The sequence below is a fragment of the Atopococcus tabaci DSM 17538 genome (assembly GCF_000429585.1).
Taxonomy (GTDB): Bacteria; Bacillota; Bacilli; order Lactobacillales; family Carnobacteriaceae_A; genus Atopococcus; species Atopococcus tabaci.
The window spans coordinates 6973-24744 of sequence record NZ_AUCD01000027.1; the positions used below are offsets into that span (position 1 = coordinate 6973).

Sequence of the window (17772 nt, forward strand, 5' to 3'; positions counted from 1 at the left end):
AGATGCCCAAGTGTATCATGACTGTACATTGCTAAAGCAACTACAGTCATGACAAAGTGGACGTCGGGTCTGCATTTTGGAGCGCATTTTCGCTAGCCTATTCGGAAACGCAGAGGAGGCTGGGACTTTTGTCCTAGCCTCTCTTGCGTCATTTTGATTCCAATGTCACGACCACCAACTCCGGCCGGTTGAACACGCGCAGAGGAAAGATGCTGTTTCCAAGCCCCCGGCTGACGATCATGGAGGTGCTGTTTTCCTCGTAGAAGCCCTCGGTGTATTCAGGGAAAATCCCTTGGGTCGGTGCGTACAAGCCGCCGATGAACGGCAGCCGGATTTGTCCGCCGTGTGCATGACCGGTGAAAGCTAAGTCCACATCGGTCTGGGTATACAGCTCAAATCGTTCGGGACGGTGAGAGAGCAGCATGGTGAAATCGGTATCGGCCTCAGCTACAAGTTCTTCAAGTGCAGTCTGAATGACGTGGTCGCTTGTTCCGTATTCATCTTCGATTAAATCGTCCTCTTGAATCATCAAAGGATCGGCCAGCCCCACCAAGCCGAGTCTGTCTCCGTTTTGTTCAAGGACCGTAAAGTCGTCATCCAAGTTGTGAACGCCAAGCCGATCCAATTCTTGTCGCAGCGTCTCATATACCCCTGAAGCGACTTCGTGGTTTCCGGACACAAAATAAACAGGGGCAAGCGGAGTGATTCTCTCCAGAAATTCCGCAGCGACACTTATATTCGTACGGTTGCGATCGATAATGTCGCCGGTGACCACAATCAGGTCTGGTTTTTCTTCTTTGATGCGTTCCGTTAATTTGCCGTCAAAATAAGTGTTGTGCAAATCCGACACTTGAACAATCTTAAAGCCGTCAAAGGAATCGGGAACAGTTGTATGTTCAAACCGGTAATGAGTGGTGACGATGGATGTGTTTCCCCAATACAGATACGCTCCAAGAGAAAAGACTGCCAGGACAATTCCTAACAGGATGCCTGCTGTTTTTGATATCTTCATTATAAACAAACTCCTAAGTAAACCATTTAATCTGATGTCGGAACCCAACGGATGAATTCCAACTATGAGTCTAACACTTTAAACAGCAATTTCACATCCTAAGATTTCGACAAAACAAATAAAAGCGGTTACATTTTAACGTGATCTATGGTACTCTGGATATAGGAAAAGTTTCGGTCGGAAGGAGAAAAACGAGGAAGAGGCGAGAGAAATGGGATGGCTGATTATCGGGATTGCAGGCATCGTATTTGGATTGTGGGGCTTCATCACAGAAGAACTCTAGTCTAAAACGCAAAGTCAGCGTGTCTTTTGTGATAAAAAAGCATGAAAGAAGGAGCATTCACTCCCGCTTTCATGCTTTTTTCGTATGAGAAAGGGAATTAAAGTCCCAATCCTCCTAAACCGCCGCCCAATTTGCTTTTCGCAGTGTCCAGCAGGTTCTTTTCTTCTTTTTCATCGATTTCCCCGTTTTGGCGGGCGCTTTTGATTTGCTGCATCAAATCTTTTGCCTGGTCTTTGTCGACATTCTGGAGTTTTTGCTTCAATTCATCAAACTTTTGACTCATGTAAACAACCTCCTTGAGAATTTTTTTACTACATTCTCAACATAACGAAGATAGAAAGCTTTTTCAATTGATACGCTTCTTCAGTTCCGTTGAGCGTTTGAAATAGACAGGCGTTCTCTTGGCTATTTGCGTGCGTCTGTCGTAATTCAAACACATAGGTTATTGAATGAAAAATTATGAAGGAGGAGTAAAATGAGCGTGGATAAAAGTGGAAAACAAAGCTTTAAAAAGTTGAAGTTGAAACCGTTGTCTGAGCAGGTCATTGTCATTACAGGTGCATCCAGCGGAATTGGGCTGGCAACCGCGCGTATGGCTGCCGAAAAGGGAGCGAAGGTCGCAGCGGCTGCTCGTAATCTGGAGGCATTGGAACAGCTGGTCCATGAATTGAAAGAAAAAGGGCAAGAAGCAGTCGCCGTTCAAGCGGACGTCGGTAAGGAGGAAGACGTCAGACACATTGCCGAAAAAGCCATTCAGACGTTCGGTGGTTTCGATACATGGGTAAACAATGCCGGCGTCACCATTTATGGACAGTTTATGGAAATCAGCATTGAAGATATGAAGCGGATGTTCGACACGGACTATTGGGTGTGGTGTACGGCTCCCGGGAGGCGATTGCGCACTTCAAACAAAAAGAAACAGCCGGTGTTTTGATCAATGTCGGCAGCCTCTTTGGCGGCAGAGCCGATGAAGTGCAGTCGGTGTATTCCGCCGGAAGCAGTGGCAGAGGCCAATTTATTGGCAGCGGAGAAACCAAAACGCGATTTGCATGTCGGATCTCAAGCTAAAGTAGTGGAAACGCTCGGTGGAGTGCTTCCGCGGTTCACCGATAAATTTATGGAAACCGCCATGTATCCAACCCAGCACAAAGAAGAGCCGGCCAATCCGCCGGAAGACAACGCCTTGTATGAAGCGGGATATGGTTTACATGAACGAGGCACGAATGTGGGCTGGAAGCGCTCCGGAAGTTGGTTTGTCAAAGCCGCCAAACACCCGGTGGTACTGGCAGCCCTTGCCGCTGGAGTCACCACCCTCTCCATTGCCGCATGGACAAACAGAAAAGAGATCAAGAAAGAGTTTAAAAAAGGCATGTGCTGGTAAAAGGTCCCACAAAAAGAAGTCTCAATAAACTTGAGGCTTCTTTATTATTGCGAGAAATGCACATGACAGGAAAACCAATCCGAGAATGGGTGAATGTATTGAAGGATGTGTGGAGGCTTGCGGGTGTATGCCTTACTTTTTCTGTACTAACTTTTTTTGTTACGGTACAATAGAAGAATAAACAGAGGATGATTTTTGAAGGACGGATGAGACAAGATGGCTTCGAAAAAAGTAACGATTTTAGGAGTTCCTTTCGATAATTTCACTCACAAGGAATTCGTACATACGCTGGAAAAACGACTTCAAGCACAACAAAAAACTTTTGTCGTGACCGCCAATCCGGAAATTGTGATGTATGCACACACGCATCCCGAATACGCGGATATATTATCTGAAGCGGATTTCATCACTCCGGACGGAATCGGGGTTGTGAAAGCTTCCCGTGTGCTCCGTACACCCATTAAAGAACGAGTACCCGGATACGAACTGATGCTGGATTTGTTGGATGTGGCCGACCGTGAAGGCCACCGGGTATATTTTTTGGGTGCACGCCAAGAAGTCATCGAGAAATTGATTGAAACTGTCCCTGTGAAGTGGCCCGGAATGACGCTTGCGGGTTGGCACCATGGGTATTTTGATCATACAGACGAAAACATGATGGCTCAGGTCCTAAGCACACAGCCGGATTTGATTTTTGTCGCGCTCGGTTATCCGGCACAGGAGCAGTGGATTCATGACTACATGAAGCAGGCGGACAGAGGCCTGGCGATGGGTGTGGGAGGCAGCTTCGATGTGCTTTCAGGAACAACGAAGAGAGCCCCTAAGTGGGTTCGGAAATTCCATGTGGAGTGGCTGTACCGTTTGGTGAAGCAACCATCACGATGGAGACGAATGCTGGCAATCCCTCGCTTTTTAGGGAGTGTGCGCGTACAGAAAAAAGGAAAGAAAGTGAATCCGAAGTGACACATAATAAAAAAGTGATTCATATAAATGCAGGCGGAGAAGTCGGAGGCGGAAAGACCCATATCGTTTCCCTGGTCTCTTCTTTAGGGAACGACAAAGCAGAGGTGTTGGTGTTTGAGGAAGGACCGGTGGCTGTTGCAGCCCGGGATGCCGGATGCCGTGTGCATGTCCTGGGTCAAAAATCGCGATACGATGTGGCTGTACTGAAACGTTTGAAAAAGTTTTTGAATGAAGAGGTGTATTCGGTGGTTCACACCCATGGAGCTCGTGCCAACTTTATGCTATCGTTGATTGCCGGGCAGTTGGATGCAATCTGGGTCACGACCGTTCACAGTGATCCATTTTTGGAGTTCCAAGAAAAAGGTGTGGCGGGAAAAGCCTTCCAACAGCTCAATGTTCGAAGCATCCGTCGTGCCGATCACATCATTACAGTCTCTCAAGCATTAGAGAAACAATTGCACGAGATCGGGGTGCCGGATGAGAAGATGACGGTGGTCCGAAACGGCATCGCATTTGGTTCCGCTCCGACAGCGTCATCAAAAAAAAGCATTTTTACCATGGTACATACGGCCCGGTTGCATCCGGTGAAGGGTCACGATTTGTTGTTTGAAAGTTTGAAGAAAGCCGCCCTGCCCGAGTGGCGCGTCTATCTGGTCGGTGACGGAGAATTGAGAGCCGAGTTGGAAAGAGAAGCTGCCAGATTGGGGATTCACCGTCACGTGGAATTTTTAGGATGGCTGGCGCCGGAAGACGTGCAGCGGACCGTTCGCTCGGCGGATGTGGCACTGCTGACGTCCTACAGTGAAACCTTTCCGCTTGTGCTGTTGGAAGCGGCAAAAGAGGGCACCCCTTTTATCGCAACGGACGTGGGGGATGTGCATGTACTCCTTCCCGACGCACGTTACGGGTGGCTGGTTCCGCCTAAAGATGCATCGGCACTGGCGGCAGCGCTTCAAGAAGCGTATTCCGAGTGGGAAGCGGGCACGCTTCAAGAAAAAGGCACGCTGGTTTATGAACGCACCAAACAGCTCTTTTCATTGGAGCAGATGGCGGAAAACACACTTGCAGTTTACGAAAAAGCCCTGAAGAAGTGAGTCTTTTGTCTCTCCGGCGGGCGTTAGGTGTGCTATGATTAAACAGAACGTTGAATGCTGAACGAGGTGGAGAAAAATGAATCGAATTTATAAAGACGACAGCTTTGTGCTTCATACAGATTTGTATGAAATCAATATGATGAAAACGTATTGGGAAAAAGGAAAAGCAGATAAAAGAAGTGTCTTCGAAGTGTATTACCGGAACAATCCGTTCGGAATCGGCTACACAGTATTTGCAGGATTGGAACGGATGGTTCAGTACATCGAAAACCTGCATTTCACTGAATCGGATTTGGATTACTTGAGAGAAGTGGGCGGCTACCAGGAAGATTTCTTGGAATACTTGAAAAACTGGCGTTTCCGCGGCACTATCCGCTCTATGCGAGAAGGCGAAGTGGCCTTTGCCAATGAACCGTTGATGCAGATTGAAGGACCGATTGCGGACTGCCAGCTGATTGAAACAGCGCTGCTGAATATGGTGAACTTTCAGACGCTCATTGCAACTAAAGCTTCAGAACTGAAAACAGTAGCCGGAGACGACCCTGTCTTGGAGTTTGGCGCCCGTCGCGCACAAGAATTGGATGCGGCGCTTTGGGGAGCACGTGCGACGTATATCGGAGGAGCGGATGCAACCAGCAACACCCGTGCCTCAAAAGTATTCGGCATCCCCGCCAGCGGCACACACGCGCATTCGCTGGTCCAAGCGTACCGCAACGAATACGAAGCATTCAAAGCATACGCGGAAACCCATAAAGATTGTGTCTTTTTGGTTGATACCTACAACACATTGGAAACAGGTGTGCCGAACGCCATCCGTGTGGCCAAAGAAATGGGCGAGAAAATCAACTTCTTAGGGGTGCGCCTCGACAGCGGCGACTTGTCTTATCTGTCCAAACGTGTACGCCAACAGTTGGATGCTGCCGGCTTCACGGAAGCCAAAATTTATGCTTCCAATGATTTGGATGTAGAGACCATTTTGAACTTGAAGATGCAAGGCGCCAAAATTGATGTCTGGGGTGTTGGGACCAAACTCATCACAGCTTACGACCAGCCGGCTTTGGGGGGCGTATACAAATTGGTCTCCATCGAAGGTGAAGATGGGAAGATGTACCCGACGCTGAAACTGACCGGTAATGCGGCCAAAATCTCTACGCCGGGCAAAAAGCAAGTTTGGCGGATTTTGTCGAACAAAAAAGGGAAAACCGAAGGCGACTATGTGGCATTGGTGGATGAACGCCCGGATCAGAGGGATCACTTGTTTATGTTCCACCCGGAATATACTTACATCAATAAAACGGTCACCGCCTTTACTGCACGTCCTCTTTTACAGGACATTTATGTAAATGGAGAATTAGTGTATGACTTGCCGACGTTGAAAGAAATTAAAGAATACAGCACACAAAGCAAGTCGGAAATCTGGGAAGAACATCTGCGGTTGTTGAACCCGGAACCTTACCCAGTGGATCTTTCACAGACATTGTATGATTTGAAAATTGATACAATTGAAAAGTTCCGTCAACTGGATTCACCAGACAGCATCGTCCAATTTTAAACAGGCCAACCGAGTTTACGAGAGGAGAGATGAGAATGTCCGAATTGCAGAAAAAAATCGTAAAAGAAATGGGCGTTTCTCCGGAAATCGATCCGAAAACGGAGGTCCGCCGCAGTGTAGACTTCATCAAAGCGTACATGAAAAAACACGATTTCTTGAAAACAGCAGTGCTCGGCATCAGCGGCGGGCAAGATTCCACATTGGCTGGAAAGCTCGCGCAGATAGCAGCAGAAGAACTCCAGGAAGAAACCGGAGACCCGGCGTATGCGTTCATCGCGGTCCGACTGCCGTACGGTGAGCAGGCAGACGAACAAGACACACTGGATGCGCTGGAATGGATCAACCCGCAGGAAAGCCTCACCGTGAACATCAAACCTTCTGTGGATGCGACGGTGCAAGCATTGGAAGCAGCGGGATTGACGATCAGTGACTACAACAAAGGAAACATCAAAGCTCGGGAGCGGATGGTAGTGCAATACGCCATCGCAGCGGCACGCAAAGGAGTGGTGTTGGGTACCGACCACCCGGCCGAAAGCATCACCGGCTTCTTCACAAAATATGGAGACGGCGGATCGGATATCCTGCCGCTTTTCCGTTTGAACAAACGCCAAGGAAAACAACTGTTGGAAGAATTGGGTGCGCCAGATCATCTGGTTCACAAAGTGCCGACAGCCGATTTGGAAGAAGACAAACCCATGCTCCCGGATGAAACGGCGCTGGGTGTTTCGTACGACCATATCGACGATTACTTGGAAGGAAAAGAAGTGCCGGAAGAAGCCCGGAAGACCATTGAAAAACACTACCTGTCCACACAGCACAAACGTCATCTGCCCATCACGGTGTTTGATGAATTTTGGAAATAAACACGACAATCGATTTTCAGTGAAGGGGTGGGGTGACAGAACCCACTCCCTTTTTTATCTTTTCTGGATCAGGATATGTCCAAAGGAAGGGGGTGATGCAGTTGAAACATCAACGGGCAATTCCGAATGAACGGTCAAAACTGGCAGCGGAAGCCGGGATTTTTTTGCTGGTGGGAATAGTGACGGCCCTGGTGAACAATCTTTTTCTTCAATGGGGACAAAATGATCTCAGTGTCTCACTTGCATTGAAGTTCGCCTTCCAATGGCATACGGAAATATTTTTATTGGGTACAGGCGTGTTGTTCGTCGTGTACGTATGGTTTGCTTCTCTGTTTGGAAACAAATGGGTGGGCGCCGGTTCGTTGACGCTCCTTTCTGTCAGTCTTGGAATTGCCACTTACCAAAAAATGACATTCAGAGGCGAACCTTTGTATCCGGTGGATTTGAAAATGGCGACGGAAATTTCTTTTCTCGTGGAAATGATGGGTGTGCCGTTGGCGGTGTTTCTCGCGATTGTTCTCTTTGCGTCTTTTACAGGCATCGGAATTTTGCTGTACCGGCAAACGAAAAAGGAGACATCCGCCTCTGTGAAGCGGTGGAGACGTGCCGGGCGGGCAGCCGGCTTCTTGCTTTCTACATTGGGACTGATTTATATCGGTCAGTTTAATGAGCCGGGAAACCGATTGAAAGCTGCATATGATCCGCACGCATACTGGATACCTTACAGTCAAGACATGAATTACTACAACAACGGGTTTGTCGGAGGATTTTTGTATAACTTGCAGACAAAACCAATGGAAAAACCGTCCGCCTATTCCAAGGAACGGATGAAGGACTTAACTGAAAAATACCGTTCCTTTGCAAATTCTTTGAATGAAGAAAGAGAGGGGGCGCTGGACGAAGTAAATGTCGTCTTCATCATGAATGAGAGCTTTTCGGACCCGCTGAGGCTCAAAGGCTTCCACGGAAACAAAGACCCGATTTCGTATTTCCGCAGCTTGAGAGAGGAATCGTTGAGCGGAATGACGCTGGCTCAAGGATACGGAGGCGGAACCGGAAACAGTGAATTCGAGGCGTTGACCGGGCTGTCGCTTGAACCGTTTGCCCCGACTATTTCTTCGCCATACACGCAGATCGCGGATAAAATGCATCAACTGCCTTCTGTAGTGAGACGATTAAAGCGAAACGGACACCATGCGACCGCCATCCATCCGTACAACACAACAATGTACAAGCGACAGGATGTTTACCGCTCTCTCGGATTCGATGACTTCTTATATGCGGATACCATGCGCTACACTGGTACGGTGGGGTCCAATCTTTACATCTCCGATCGAGAAGCGTACCGCGAAGCGCTCGTTGTGATGGAGGAGACGGAAGAAAAAGATTTCATCCATTTGGTGACCATGCAAAACCATATGCCGTATGGGACGAAGTATCCGCACACTTCTTTTCAGTCCCGCGGATCGGGCAACAAGGAAGAAGCTGACGGATACTTGCAAGATTTGGCGTACAGCGACCAGGCCTTGCGGTTCTTGATTGCCGAATTGGAACGAGTCGATGAACATGTCCTCGTTGTTTTTTGGGGCGATCATTTGCCGAGTTTTTACGGGGAAAACGTGACCCAACAAAATTCAGAGCTGGCATTGCATCAGACTCCACTGCTTATCTATTCAAACAAATTGAACTTGCAAGGAAGTGTCGGCACCATCAGTCCGGTGTTTTTGATGAATCAAGTGACAGAGGCAGTCGACGCTGAAAAAACACCGTTTGACGCCTTGCTCACCGCTTTGTCTGCCCGGTTGCCCGCATTTGAAAAAGGGATGTATGTGGAAGCTGGGGAACCCACACCGAAAAAATTCCGTTCAGAGTTGAGTCCGAAAGCATCACAGTTATTGGAAGAGTATCATTTGTTGCAGTACGACCTCACCACCGGGGAACAGTATGCGAAAGAACTGGGATTTTTTGACTGATGCACCGTCCCAGCTGTATAAAAACGTTTGTAATGATGGTATAGACCGTTTATAATGAGAGGGAAATCCATAAAGAAAGGTCAAGCGAAATCATGACAAAAGCAATCGTAAATGCGGAAATTTATACAGGAACCGGCAAAATCGCTTCCGGTTATGTCCGTTTCGATGAAGAAATTGAAGCGGTGGGACCCATGGAGGAATACCTTCCTCAAGAAGGGGAAGAAACCATCGAAGCAGACGGCCGGATGCTTGTTCCCGGGTTCATCGATGTCCACAGCCACGGCGGATACGGATACGACAATATGGACGGCGACCCGGAAAAAATTAACGACATGGTGAACCGCATGTTGGAAGAAGGCATCACGTCGTACTTCGCCACTACGATGACCCAGTCTTATGAAAACATCGAAAAAGCTTTGTCGGGGATCCGTCAAGCAGCTGAAACGAATCCGGTCATCCAAGGCATCCACTTGGAAGGTCCGTTCATCTCACCTGTCTTCAAGGGCGCGCAACCGGAAAAATACATCCATACACCGGATGCGGAAACGATGCGCAAGTGGAACGAGTTGAGCGGCGGACGGATTAAATTGGTTACCTATGCACCGGAAACCGGAGAAGCCAAAGCGTTCGAAGAGTACTGCAAAGAAGCAGGCATTGTGTTGTCTGCGGGGCATACAAATGCCACGCGTGAAGAGATGAAACAATCCCAGGCGACGCACATCACGCATTTGTATAATGCTCAAAGAGGGCTGCATCACCGCGAACCAGGCGTGACCGGTCACGGACTGTTGGAAGCCGGCGTGTATGTGGAGATGATTGTGGACGGCTTCCACATCACTCCGGACATGGTGCGGCTGGCGTATTTGGTCAAAGGAGCCGACCGGATTGAAGTGATTACCGATGCGATGCGCGCCAAAGGTATACCGGAAGGGGAAAGTGAACTTGGCGGGCAGAAAGTGATCGTCAAAGATAAACAAGCTCGTTTGAAAAACGGCAGTTTGGCCGGAAGTGTGTTGACGTACCCGGATGCCGTGAGAAACATCTTGAACTTCACCGGCTGTACAACGGAAGAAGCGGTGAAGATGACCTCTGTGAACCAAGCCCGTGAATTTGGTTTGGAGAAAAAGGGCGGCATCGCTCCAGGAAAAGATGCCGATATGGTGTTGTTGGATAAAGAGTTGAATGTAAAACGCACAATTTCTTACGGACGTGTAATCAACGTATCGTAAGGCAAGCAACAGCAAAATACATTTTAGGAGGAATCAGAATGGAAATCATTATTACAAAGAACCCGCAAGAAGGAAGCCTGGCCGCTTTTGACTTGATCAAAAAGGCAGTGGAAGAAGAGAATGCCCAAGTATTTGGATTGGCCACGGGCAGCACGCCGGAAGGGTTGTACCAACTCATCCGGGAAAGCGACTTGGATTTTTCCGATAAAATTTCCGTCAACTTGGATGAATACGTTGGTCTTCCAGCAGACCATCCGCAAAGTTACCACTATTTTATGGAAGAGCATTTGTTTTCCAAAAAACCATTCAAGAAAAGCTATCTGCCGGATGGAATGGCCGATGAAGAAACAGCCATCAAAGAATACGATGAAATCATCAAAGAACACCCAGTTGATGTGCAGATTCTCGGCATAGGAGGCAACGCCCATATTGGATTCAACGAACCGGGCACGCCGTTCAACTCCACTACCCATAAGGTCAACCTCACTCAAGAAACAATCAATGACAACAAAAGATTCTTTGATTCAATTGAAGATGTTCCAACACAGGCATACACCATGGGGATTGCTTCCATCATGCAGGCGAAGAAAATCATTTTGATGGCTTTCGGTGAAAACAAAGCCGATGCCATTTATCAAACAGTCAAAGGACCTGTCACGGAAGAGGTACCGGCCAGTGTGCTGCAGAAGCACGACAACGTCACTCTTATCTTGGACGAAGAAGCAGCAAAACGCCTGAACGAATGAAGAGGAGGAGGTTCAATGCAGAAACGAACCCCTATTTATATTCAGATTCACAATCAATTACATGAAATGATCCACGACGGGTATTGGAAAGTCGGCGACCGGATTCCTTCTGAACGCGATTTGGCCATCCGGTTCGATGTCAGCCGGATGACGGTCCGGCAGGCAGTCCAGACGCTCGTTGAAGAAGGGATTTTAGAGCGACGGGTCGGAGCGGGGACGTTCGTATCGGCGGAAAAAGTGCAAGAAAAAATGAGCACATTCCAAAGCTTCACCGAAATCATTTCGCAGCAAGGCCAAAAGCCGTCCAGCAAAGTGGTATCCTATCATGTCAAACCTGCCAGTAACAGCGAGGCAGAAAAACTGCATCTGGAGGAAAATGCCGAAGTGCTGCAGATGGAACGGATTCGTTATGCGGACGGCACACCCATCTGTTTGGAAGTGGCGTCCATTCCGTATCATATGGTTTCGTCACTAAGCAAAAAACAAGTCACGCAATCGTTGTACCATACGTTGGAAACGGAGAAAGGAATCAGTTTGGAGCGGGCGGAACAAACCATCTCCGCAACCCTAGCTTCTGAAAGAGTGGCGGAACTGTTGGACATGAAACGTGGAGAAGCGATTTTGCGCTTGCGCCAAGTGAGTTACAGCAAAGACAATACTCCCTTTGAATATGTACGGACCCAGTATGCAGGCGAACGATTTGAGTTTTACGTGGAAGGCTCGGGCGATAAGAAACGCTAAAGAACAGACAACTGAATAGGAAGGATAGGTGAGGGACAAAAATGGCACACCCAAACAAAAGTCTTAGACACTGGTTGGTAGCAGCAATATGCTGTGGATTGGCGGTCGGGTCGGTCGGTATCCCGGTGAACGCAGGGGGAGTGTTCTTTACCCCCGTGGCGGAAAGTTTAGGAGTACTGCGCGGAACGTTCTCGATGCATGCCACATTGACTTTAATCGGAACAGCGGTTATATCATTGTTTATGCCGGCATTCATGAGAAAGTATCCGTTGAAACTGCTTCTTTTTGTCGGGGTAACGATGGCGGTTGGGTCCACAATTATGATGGGGGCTGCGCGTTCCTTGCCTATCTTTTTTATTTTGGGAACTTTAAGAGGCGTCGGGGCCGGGCTGTTTTCCATGGTCCCGGTGACGATGATTCTTAATGAGTGGTTTGAGAAACACCATGGACTGGTCACCAGTGTGGTATTCAGCTTCACCGGGGTCGCAGGGGCCGTCTTCTCGCCGCTTTTAGCCAAACTCATCGAATCAGTCGGCTGGCAGACTGCTTATATCGTCATGGGTCTGTTGATGCTTGCAGCGTGCGCACCCGCTTTGCTTTTCTCCTTTTCACTGCAGCCGCAAAAAAATGGTTTCCTGCCATATGGAGACACTATCGGAACGGAAGAGAAGAACAATACTTCCCGACAACCAGTACAAACAGGAGAGATTCAGTCGTCTGTGTTCTTTTTACTGTTAGGGTTTGGTGTGTTACATACAGCCATAACCGGGATTCCCCAACACTTTCCGGGATACGCCGAAACCATCCGTTACGGCACTGCTGTAGGCGGGGTGATGCTCTCAGCAGCTATGCTGGGAAACATTGGATTTTAGTTGCTTGCAGGGTGGCTCAGCGATCGGATTGGGACGCTGAAAGTCACAATCTCCATGATTGTTTTGAATGCGCTTTCTATACTGGCGCTACTCACAGCTCCTAATGCCTTCTCGTTGGTTGCATTTTCTTTTCTCTTTGGAACCGTGTATTCCGTTCCGGTTGTCGGCATCACACTGTTGACTCGGGAATTTTTTAGGACAGTTAATTATGGGAAAGTGTATCCCGGCATATCATTCGCGCTGAGTATCGGCGGCGCCTTCTCGTTGTCGCTGGTAGGATATGTGTACGACTTCAGCGGATCTTATGTCCCGGCTTTTTTAATCGCTCTTGTGTTTCATGCTCTGCACATCTTTTTTGTGTCATTGGCAGCCAAACAGTCCAGAAAACAGCAAGAAGAGGTGAAAGCTCTCTGACGAGATGCGGGAAAAAAACGAGGCCGGGAAATATTCCGGCCTCGTTTTTTAGATGAGTGTTCTCACTCTGCACTCGTGTCGACGGAAGAGGAAGTCGTTTCGGATGACTCCGTACTCTCGTCCAGTTCGAGGTGCGTTTGCAGTTTTGTTTGAATGCTAGTCAATACTTCTTCATGCGGAACCCAAACATACACTTCCTGTCCGTATGCTGGGAAGTAGATGTAATCCGCAGCTCCGTCTAAAGTCAATGTGTCGATGTTTTGAGTCGTGTGACGGTACTTCCTGGCAATAGCCCACATTTGGTTTGACTGGAGGTTGGTTTCCAAATTAGGCGCTATGGCACGCAAAATGGGGTTGAAGTTGGCGAAGGTCTTCAAAGAAATCAATTCATTCATCAATGATTGGATCACTTCTCGCTGCCGTTCTTGCCGGCCCCAGTCACCACGGGGGTCTTCTTTCCGCATCCGTGCATATCCGAGGGCTTCTTCGCCGTTCAGCTGTTGTACGCCTTCTTTGATTTCAATGGCGTTGCTGTTTTCTTCGCTGTCTTGAACTTTAAAGGCTAAATCAGAGTCAACAGTGATGCCGCCGACTGCGTCCACCAAATCGACCAAACCTTGGAAGTTGATTTGAGCATAGAACGTAATAGGGATTTCCAGGTAGTCTTCGACCGTTTCAATCACATATGGAGTACCATCATATGCATACGTGGCATTGATTTTATCTAATTGCCCGTTTGTCCCCGGAAGCTCGATGAGGGTGTCGCGGGGTATGGAAACCAATTTGACGTTTCCTTGTTCAGGATTGACGGTGGCAACCATCATGGTGTCCGCCCGTCCTACGTCACCTTCGCGCTCATCCACTCCAAGAAGTAATACAGAGAACGGCTGTCCGTTTCGCAGCATTTCGTCCGTAACGCCGTGTCCCAATTCGGGTTCTTGTTCTTCTCCTTGAATTTCTGTGAAAAACGATTCCAGTTGATGTCCGTAATATCCTGCCAGAATGCCAAATCCCAGTGGGAGGAGGACAGTCAAAGCAATCAGTATACGCTTCGTCCATACATACCAGTTCTTTTTTTTCTTGGATGATTTATTTTGAGCTCTCATGGTGGGCCTCTTTTCGAATGTATTGTGTTCATTTTAGTGGATTGAATCACTCAGTGCAATTGAATTGTGGAAAGTTCCTTTGGTATAATTGAAAAGAAGCTCGGCGGCTCGATGCGCCAGAGTGTGTAAATAGATAAGACAGTTTTGAGTTTGTCTGCCGGTCCACAAAACATCGGCATGGCATCAAAGTAAAACAAAGGAAAGAAGCTGCTGCGATTTGTATAATATGTATTTGGTTCTGCTGGTCTGTATTGCGACCATACTGGGGACATTAGTGTTGACACCGCTCGTTAAACGACTGGCCGTGAAAACGGGGGCGATGGACGCTCCTAATGAACGTCGTGTAAATATAAATAAAATGCCCACCAGTGGAGGAGTGGCCATATTCCTTCCATACTTCGCCGCCCTTTTCTTTCTCCTACCTATTCCGCGGGCGCGGTTGGTGCCGATTTTTCTCGGTGCGTTGATGGTTTTTCTCCTCGGGTTGGTGGATGACAGAAAAGAACTTTCTCCAAAAGTGAAGATGATCGGGATTTTACTAGCTGGATTGATTGCCTATTACGCGGGGGATATTCGTTTGGAAACCATGACGCTTCCGGGAATCGGGATGATTACATTTGGGGTATGGAGCCTGCCGTTGACGCTGCTGTGGATTGCGGCATTCACAAACGCCATCAATTTGATTGATGGATTGGATGGGCTGGCTTCGGGTATATCCATGATTGCGCTGACCACCATGGGGATTATCGGTTTTTTCTTTTTGACGATAGAAGATGTATCTGTGTCCGTCATGATTTTTGTGCTGGTTGCAGCTATTGCAGGTTTTTGGCCGTATAATTTTCACCCGGCCAGCATTTTTCTGGGGGATGCCGGGGCGTTGTTTTTGGGGTATATGATCGGCATCTTTTCTTTGCAAGGCTTGAAAAACGCCACCATCATTTCCTTGATTCTGCCGATTGTCATTCTCGGCATTCCTATTACAGATACATTATACGCAATGATTCGTCGTTTTTTAAACAAACAAGCTCTCTCCCGCGCAGACAAGCACCACATTCACCACCGCTTAATGTCTCTCGGACTGTCCCATCGGCAGACGGTTTTAGCCATTTACTGCTTGGCGGGCATATTTTCCATCATTGCTCTGCTCTATAACTTTTCCACATTCTGGGGGGGTATCTTGTTGACAATGGGGCTGCTTTTGGGGATTGAGTTGTTTGTGGAAATAATTGGACTGGTGGGGGAAGAACGCCAGCCGCTGATCCGTGTGCTGCGTGAGTTCGGGCATAAATTGAACCGTACGCCGCATGACAAATAAAAACGTGGAACAGACAAGGGATTGTCCGTTCCACGTTTTTTCTTATTCCGCTTCTTCTTTCGGTGTTTCTTCTACCAATTGGGATTGTGAATTCAACGACTGCCTGAAAGTTGATTGGATATCTGCCAAACTGGCTTCATCAAGCTGTACCATGCTGGCACCGTATCGGGTGAGCGGCTGCCACTCAAACGTGTGTGTCTGAATGGTGAGGGAATTTTTCATCCCTGCCCGGATAACGGCGAACATATCTTTCAATTCCATGTTTGTCCGCAGGTTGTTCCCCACAGCTTCGATCACATTGGTGTACTGTGGGATGGAGCCAAAGCTCAACGCTTTTTTGATGATGGCTTCGATGATCAACTGCTGCCTTTCTCCGCGTTTGATGTCGTTGTCGATCTTGCGGGTCCGTGCCAATGCCAGGGCTTCTTCACTGTTCAGCGTCTGCCAGCCTTTTTCCAAATGTATTTGGTTGGGTTTTCCGGTCGAGTCCTGTTCAGAGAACGTAATCGGCACATTTACTTCAATTCCGCCCAAAGCATCGATGATGTCCATGAAGGCGTCGAAATCAAAGGTGGCGTAATAGTGGATCGGATTTTGCAATAGGTTTTCCACCGTTTCGATGGTGGCTTGTTCTTCGCCGGCGGTGTAAGACGTATTGATCCGGTTGTATTCCAAGAGCGTTTCGTCCTTGATGATGCCGGTGTATGTATCACGTGGGATGCTCACCGTATTGACGGCACCGGTCTTGGGATTGAAAGTGGCGTAGATAAGGGAGTCTGCCCGTGAGCTCCCTAAGTTTCTGTCCTCGTTGTCGTCCACACCGATCAAAAGAAAGGAAACCGGGTCCTCAATCGGATTGACGTCCGCTGCCCGGTTGTGCTCAATCTCATGGTAGGACTGCTGGGCGGTCTGGTTTGCTGTGGCCAATAGCTTGGCCCCGTACACGCTGATGCCCAAAATCAAAACCATGATGGGAATCATGATGGATAAGATGATTTTTTCTCTTTTTTTACGTTTTTCAGTGTTTAATTTTCTTCTTCTTGATGGCTTTGAAGAGGGCTTCACTCCAGGTACCTTCTTTCTCATATTGGCTCGGAACAGATAATTTGTATTTTTTACATGTCATCTTCCATTATCTTGTTCAATTTTCGGTGTGTCAAGGGAATTCTGGAGGAATAAAATGAAGTGGTCATTTTTGTTTTTCAAGAAAAAAAGAAACTCCGAGGTGTCCCGGAATTTCTTTTGCCGTGTATGAATTTAAGAAGGCAGCGGGTATTCGGTGTATCGTTTTTCGCCTAAAGCATACTCGCCCTGAGCGCTAAGCCAGTCTGTGGTTTCGTCTTTGAAACGATTGATATCTTCCTCATCAACCAAACACACAAAAGTCACTTTATCGGTATACTCCGTATCTTTAAGCGTATATTCCGATTCTCGGAGAGAATTTTCAAGTTTTCCGCTCAATGGGTAGGCAACCGTCAGACGGATCTCTTGCTGCAGACGCCGCTCCACAATCCCGATTTCTTTCAATGCCTCGCTGACAGAACCGCTGTATGCCCGGATCAACCCGCCGGCTCCCAACTTGATGCCGCCGAAATAACGTGTGACCACTGCTGTCACGTCTTTTAATTCATTTTTTTTCAATACTTCCAGCATCGGCACCCCGGCAGTGCCGCTTGGTTCGCCGTCGTCGTGGGCCCGCTGGATTTCATCCCGCTCGCCGATCAAATAAGCGGAACAGTTATGGGTGGCCTTCCAATGTTCTTTTTTGACGGACTCGATAAACGCCAAAGCGTCTTCTTCCGACTCGGTCCGCTGGAGGTGACAGATGAAGCGCGATTTGCGGATAACAATCTCATGAATGCCGTTTTCTTTAATGGTGCGGTAACTGTTTAACAAACAGCAGCCCCCCTTCTATGTGTAAAATAGTTGTCGGAAAGTAAAATAGTAGGGTAAGAAATTAAAGTAGACAAAAAGGAAGAAGACCCTTAATCTAGAGATAACCACAAATCCAGAAAAGAGGTCTTCTTATGAATCAAATTATAGCAGAAATTGCCAGTATATTAAAGGATTCTGAAACATTATTAGACAGTGAAATACGATTAGATCAATACCTTCCAAAAGTCATGTGTGAGCTGGTTTCCAAAGCAATCGAGATGATTGATTTGGAATTAATTCATACTTATAAAGAAAAAGGATACGATATACAGAAAACAATGAAACGTACCGTT

At 47.8% G+C, this 17772-nt stretch carries 19 protein-coding genes; 14 read left to right on the forward strand and 5 right to left on the reverse strand.

Annotated elements, in window-relative coordinates; genetic code table 11:
• Window positions 1-148 precede the first annotated feature (148 nt).
• Together G470_RS0105795 and G470_RS0105800 are read right to left on the reverse strand one after the other, a co-directional pair.
• A complete protein-coding gene (locus G470_RS0105795) occupies window positions 149-1012 on the reverse strand; it encodes a metallophosphoesterase (RefSeq protein WP_028274011.1) in 864 nt (287 codons plus the stop codon).
• Between the two features lie 380 nt (window positions 1013-1392).
• Complete coding sequence (locus G470_RS0105800; protein ID WP_028274012.1) at window positions 1393-1578, reverse strand: hypothetical protein; 186 nt, start codon at window positions 1576-1578, stop codon at window positions 1393-1395.
• Between the two features lie 192 nt (window positions 1579-1770).
• Here G470_RS0105800 and G470_RS14690 point away from each other — a divergent pair, with 192 nt between their 5' ends.
• From G470_RS14690 to G470_RS13855, 12 genes are all read left to right on the forward strand, one after another.
• A complete protein-coding gene (locus tag G470_RS14690) occupies window positions 1771-2229 on the forward strand; it encodes an SDR family NAD(P)-dependent oxidoreductase (RefSeq protein ID WP_205617894.1) in 459 nt (152 codons plus the stop codon).
• Between the two features lie 3 nt (window positions 2230-2232).
• A complete protein-coding gene (locus G470_RS14695; RefSeq protein ID WP_205617895.1) occupies window positions 2233-2676 on the forward strand; it encodes an SDR family oxidoreductase in 444 nt (147 codons plus the stop codon).
• Window positions 2677-2892: 216 nt separating this feature from the next.
• Window positions 2893-3639 carry a WecB/TagA/CpsF family glycosyltransferase gene (locus G470_RS0105810; RefSeq protein WP_028274013.1) on the forward strand — a complete coding sequence of 249 codons (747 nt, stop codon included), beginning with the start codon at window positions 2893-2895 and terminating at the stop codon, window positions 3637-3639.
• Complete coding sequence (locus G470_RS0105815) at window positions 3636-4733, forward strand: glycosyltransferase family 4 protein (protein ID WP_028274014.1); 1098 nt, start codon at window positions 3636-3638, stop codon at window positions 4731-4733. The genes G470_RS0105810 and G470_RS0105815 overlap by 4 nt, the downstream gene beginning before the upstream one ends.
• A gap of 76 nt (window positions 4734-4809) precedes the next feature.
• Window positions 4810-6285, forward strand: coding sequence for a nicotinate phosphoribosyltransferase (locus G470_RS0105820; protein ID WP_028274015.1), 1476 nt, complete (start codon window positions 4810-4812; stop codon window positions 6283-6285).
• 35 nt (window positions 6286-6320) lie between these two features.
• On the forward strand, window positions 6321-7148 hold the full coding sequence (nadE, locus tag G470_RS0105825) for an ammonia-dependent NAD(+) synthetase (RefSeq protein ID WP_028274016.1): 828 nt from the start codon (window positions 6321-6323) through the stop codon (window positions 7146-7148).
• A gap of 95 nt (window positions 7149-7243) precedes the next feature.
• Window positions 7244-9121, forward strand: coding sequence for an LTA synthase family protein (locus tag G470_RS0105830; protein WP_051258453.1), 1878 nt, complete (start codon window positions 7244-7246; stop codon window positions 9119-9121).
• 92 nt (window positions 9122-9213) lie between these two features.
• Entirely contained in the window at window positions 9214-10350 is a 1137-nt protein-coding gene (gene nagA / locus G470_RS0105835) for an N-acetylglucosamine-6-phosphate deacetylase (RefSeq protein WP_028274018.1), read from the forward strand.
• Between the two features lie 38 nt (window positions 10351-10388).
• Window positions 10389-11096: a glucosamine-6-phosphate deaminase gene (locus G470_RS0105840; protein ID WP_028274019.1), complete on the forward strand. Its 708-nt coding sequence runs from the start codon at window positions 10389-10391 to the stop codon at window positions 11094-11096.
• 15 nt (window positions 11097-11111) lie between these two features.
• Window positions 11112-11837 carry a GntR family transcriptional regulator gene (locus G470_RS0105845; RefSeq protein ID WP_028274020.1) on the forward strand — a complete coding sequence of 242 codons (726 nt, stop codon included), beginning with the start codon at window positions 11112-11114 and terminating at the stop codon, window positions 11835-11837.
• A 41-nt stretch (window positions 11838-11878) separates the two neighbouring features.
• Window positions 11879-12709 carry an MFS transporter gene (locus G470_RS13850; protein ID WP_084172105.1) on the forward strand — a complete coding sequence of 277 codons (831 nt, stop codon included), beginning with the start codon at window positions 11879-11881 and terminating at the stop codon, window positions 12707-12709.
• A complete protein-coding gene (locus G470_RS13855; protein ID WP_051258455.1) occupies window positions 12710-13123 on the forward strand; it encodes an MFS transporter in 414 nt (137 codons plus the stop codon).
• A gap of 62 nt (window positions 13124-13185) precedes the next feature.
• Here G470_RS13855 and G470_RS12835 read toward each other — a convergent pair whose 3' ends face one another.
• Entirely contained in the window at window positions 13186-14229 is a 1044-nt protein-coding gene (locus G470_RS12835; RefSeq protein ID WP_051258456.1) for an LCP family protein, read from the reverse strand.
• Between the two features lie 226 nt (window positions 14230-14455).
• On the opposite strand from G470_RS12835, the gene G470_RS0105860 reads away from it, so the two are divergent.
• Window positions 14456-15544 (forward strand): glycosyltransferase family 4 protein, encoded by a 1089-nt coding sequence (locus G470_RS0105860; RefSeq protein ID WP_028274021.1) that lies wholly within the window; start codon window positions 14456-14458, stop codon window positions 15542-15544.
• Window positions 15545-15586: 42 nt separating this feature from the next.
• On the opposite strand, the gene G470_RS12840 is transcribed toward G470_RS0105860, so the two are convergent.
• On the reverse strand, window positions 15587-16609 hold the full coding sequence (locus G470_RS12840) for an LCP family protein (RefSeq protein WP_051258457.1): 1023 nt from the start codon (window positions 16607-16609) through the stop codon (window positions 15587-15589).
• A 192-nt stretch (window positions 16610-16801) separates the two neighbouring features.
• Window positions 16802-17440 (reverse strand): YigZ family protein, encoded by a 639-nt coding sequence (locus tag G470_RS0105870; protein ID WP_028274022.1) that lies wholly within the window; start codon window positions 17438-17440, stop codon window positions 16802-16804.
• 131 nt (window positions 17441-17571) lie between these two features.
• Between G470_RS0105870 and G470_RS0105875 the strand changes: the two genes are divergently transcribed.
• The coding region (locus G470_RS0105875) for a hypothetical protein (protein ID WP_028274023.1) at window positions 17572-17772 on the forward strand (201 nt) is incomplete at its 3' end.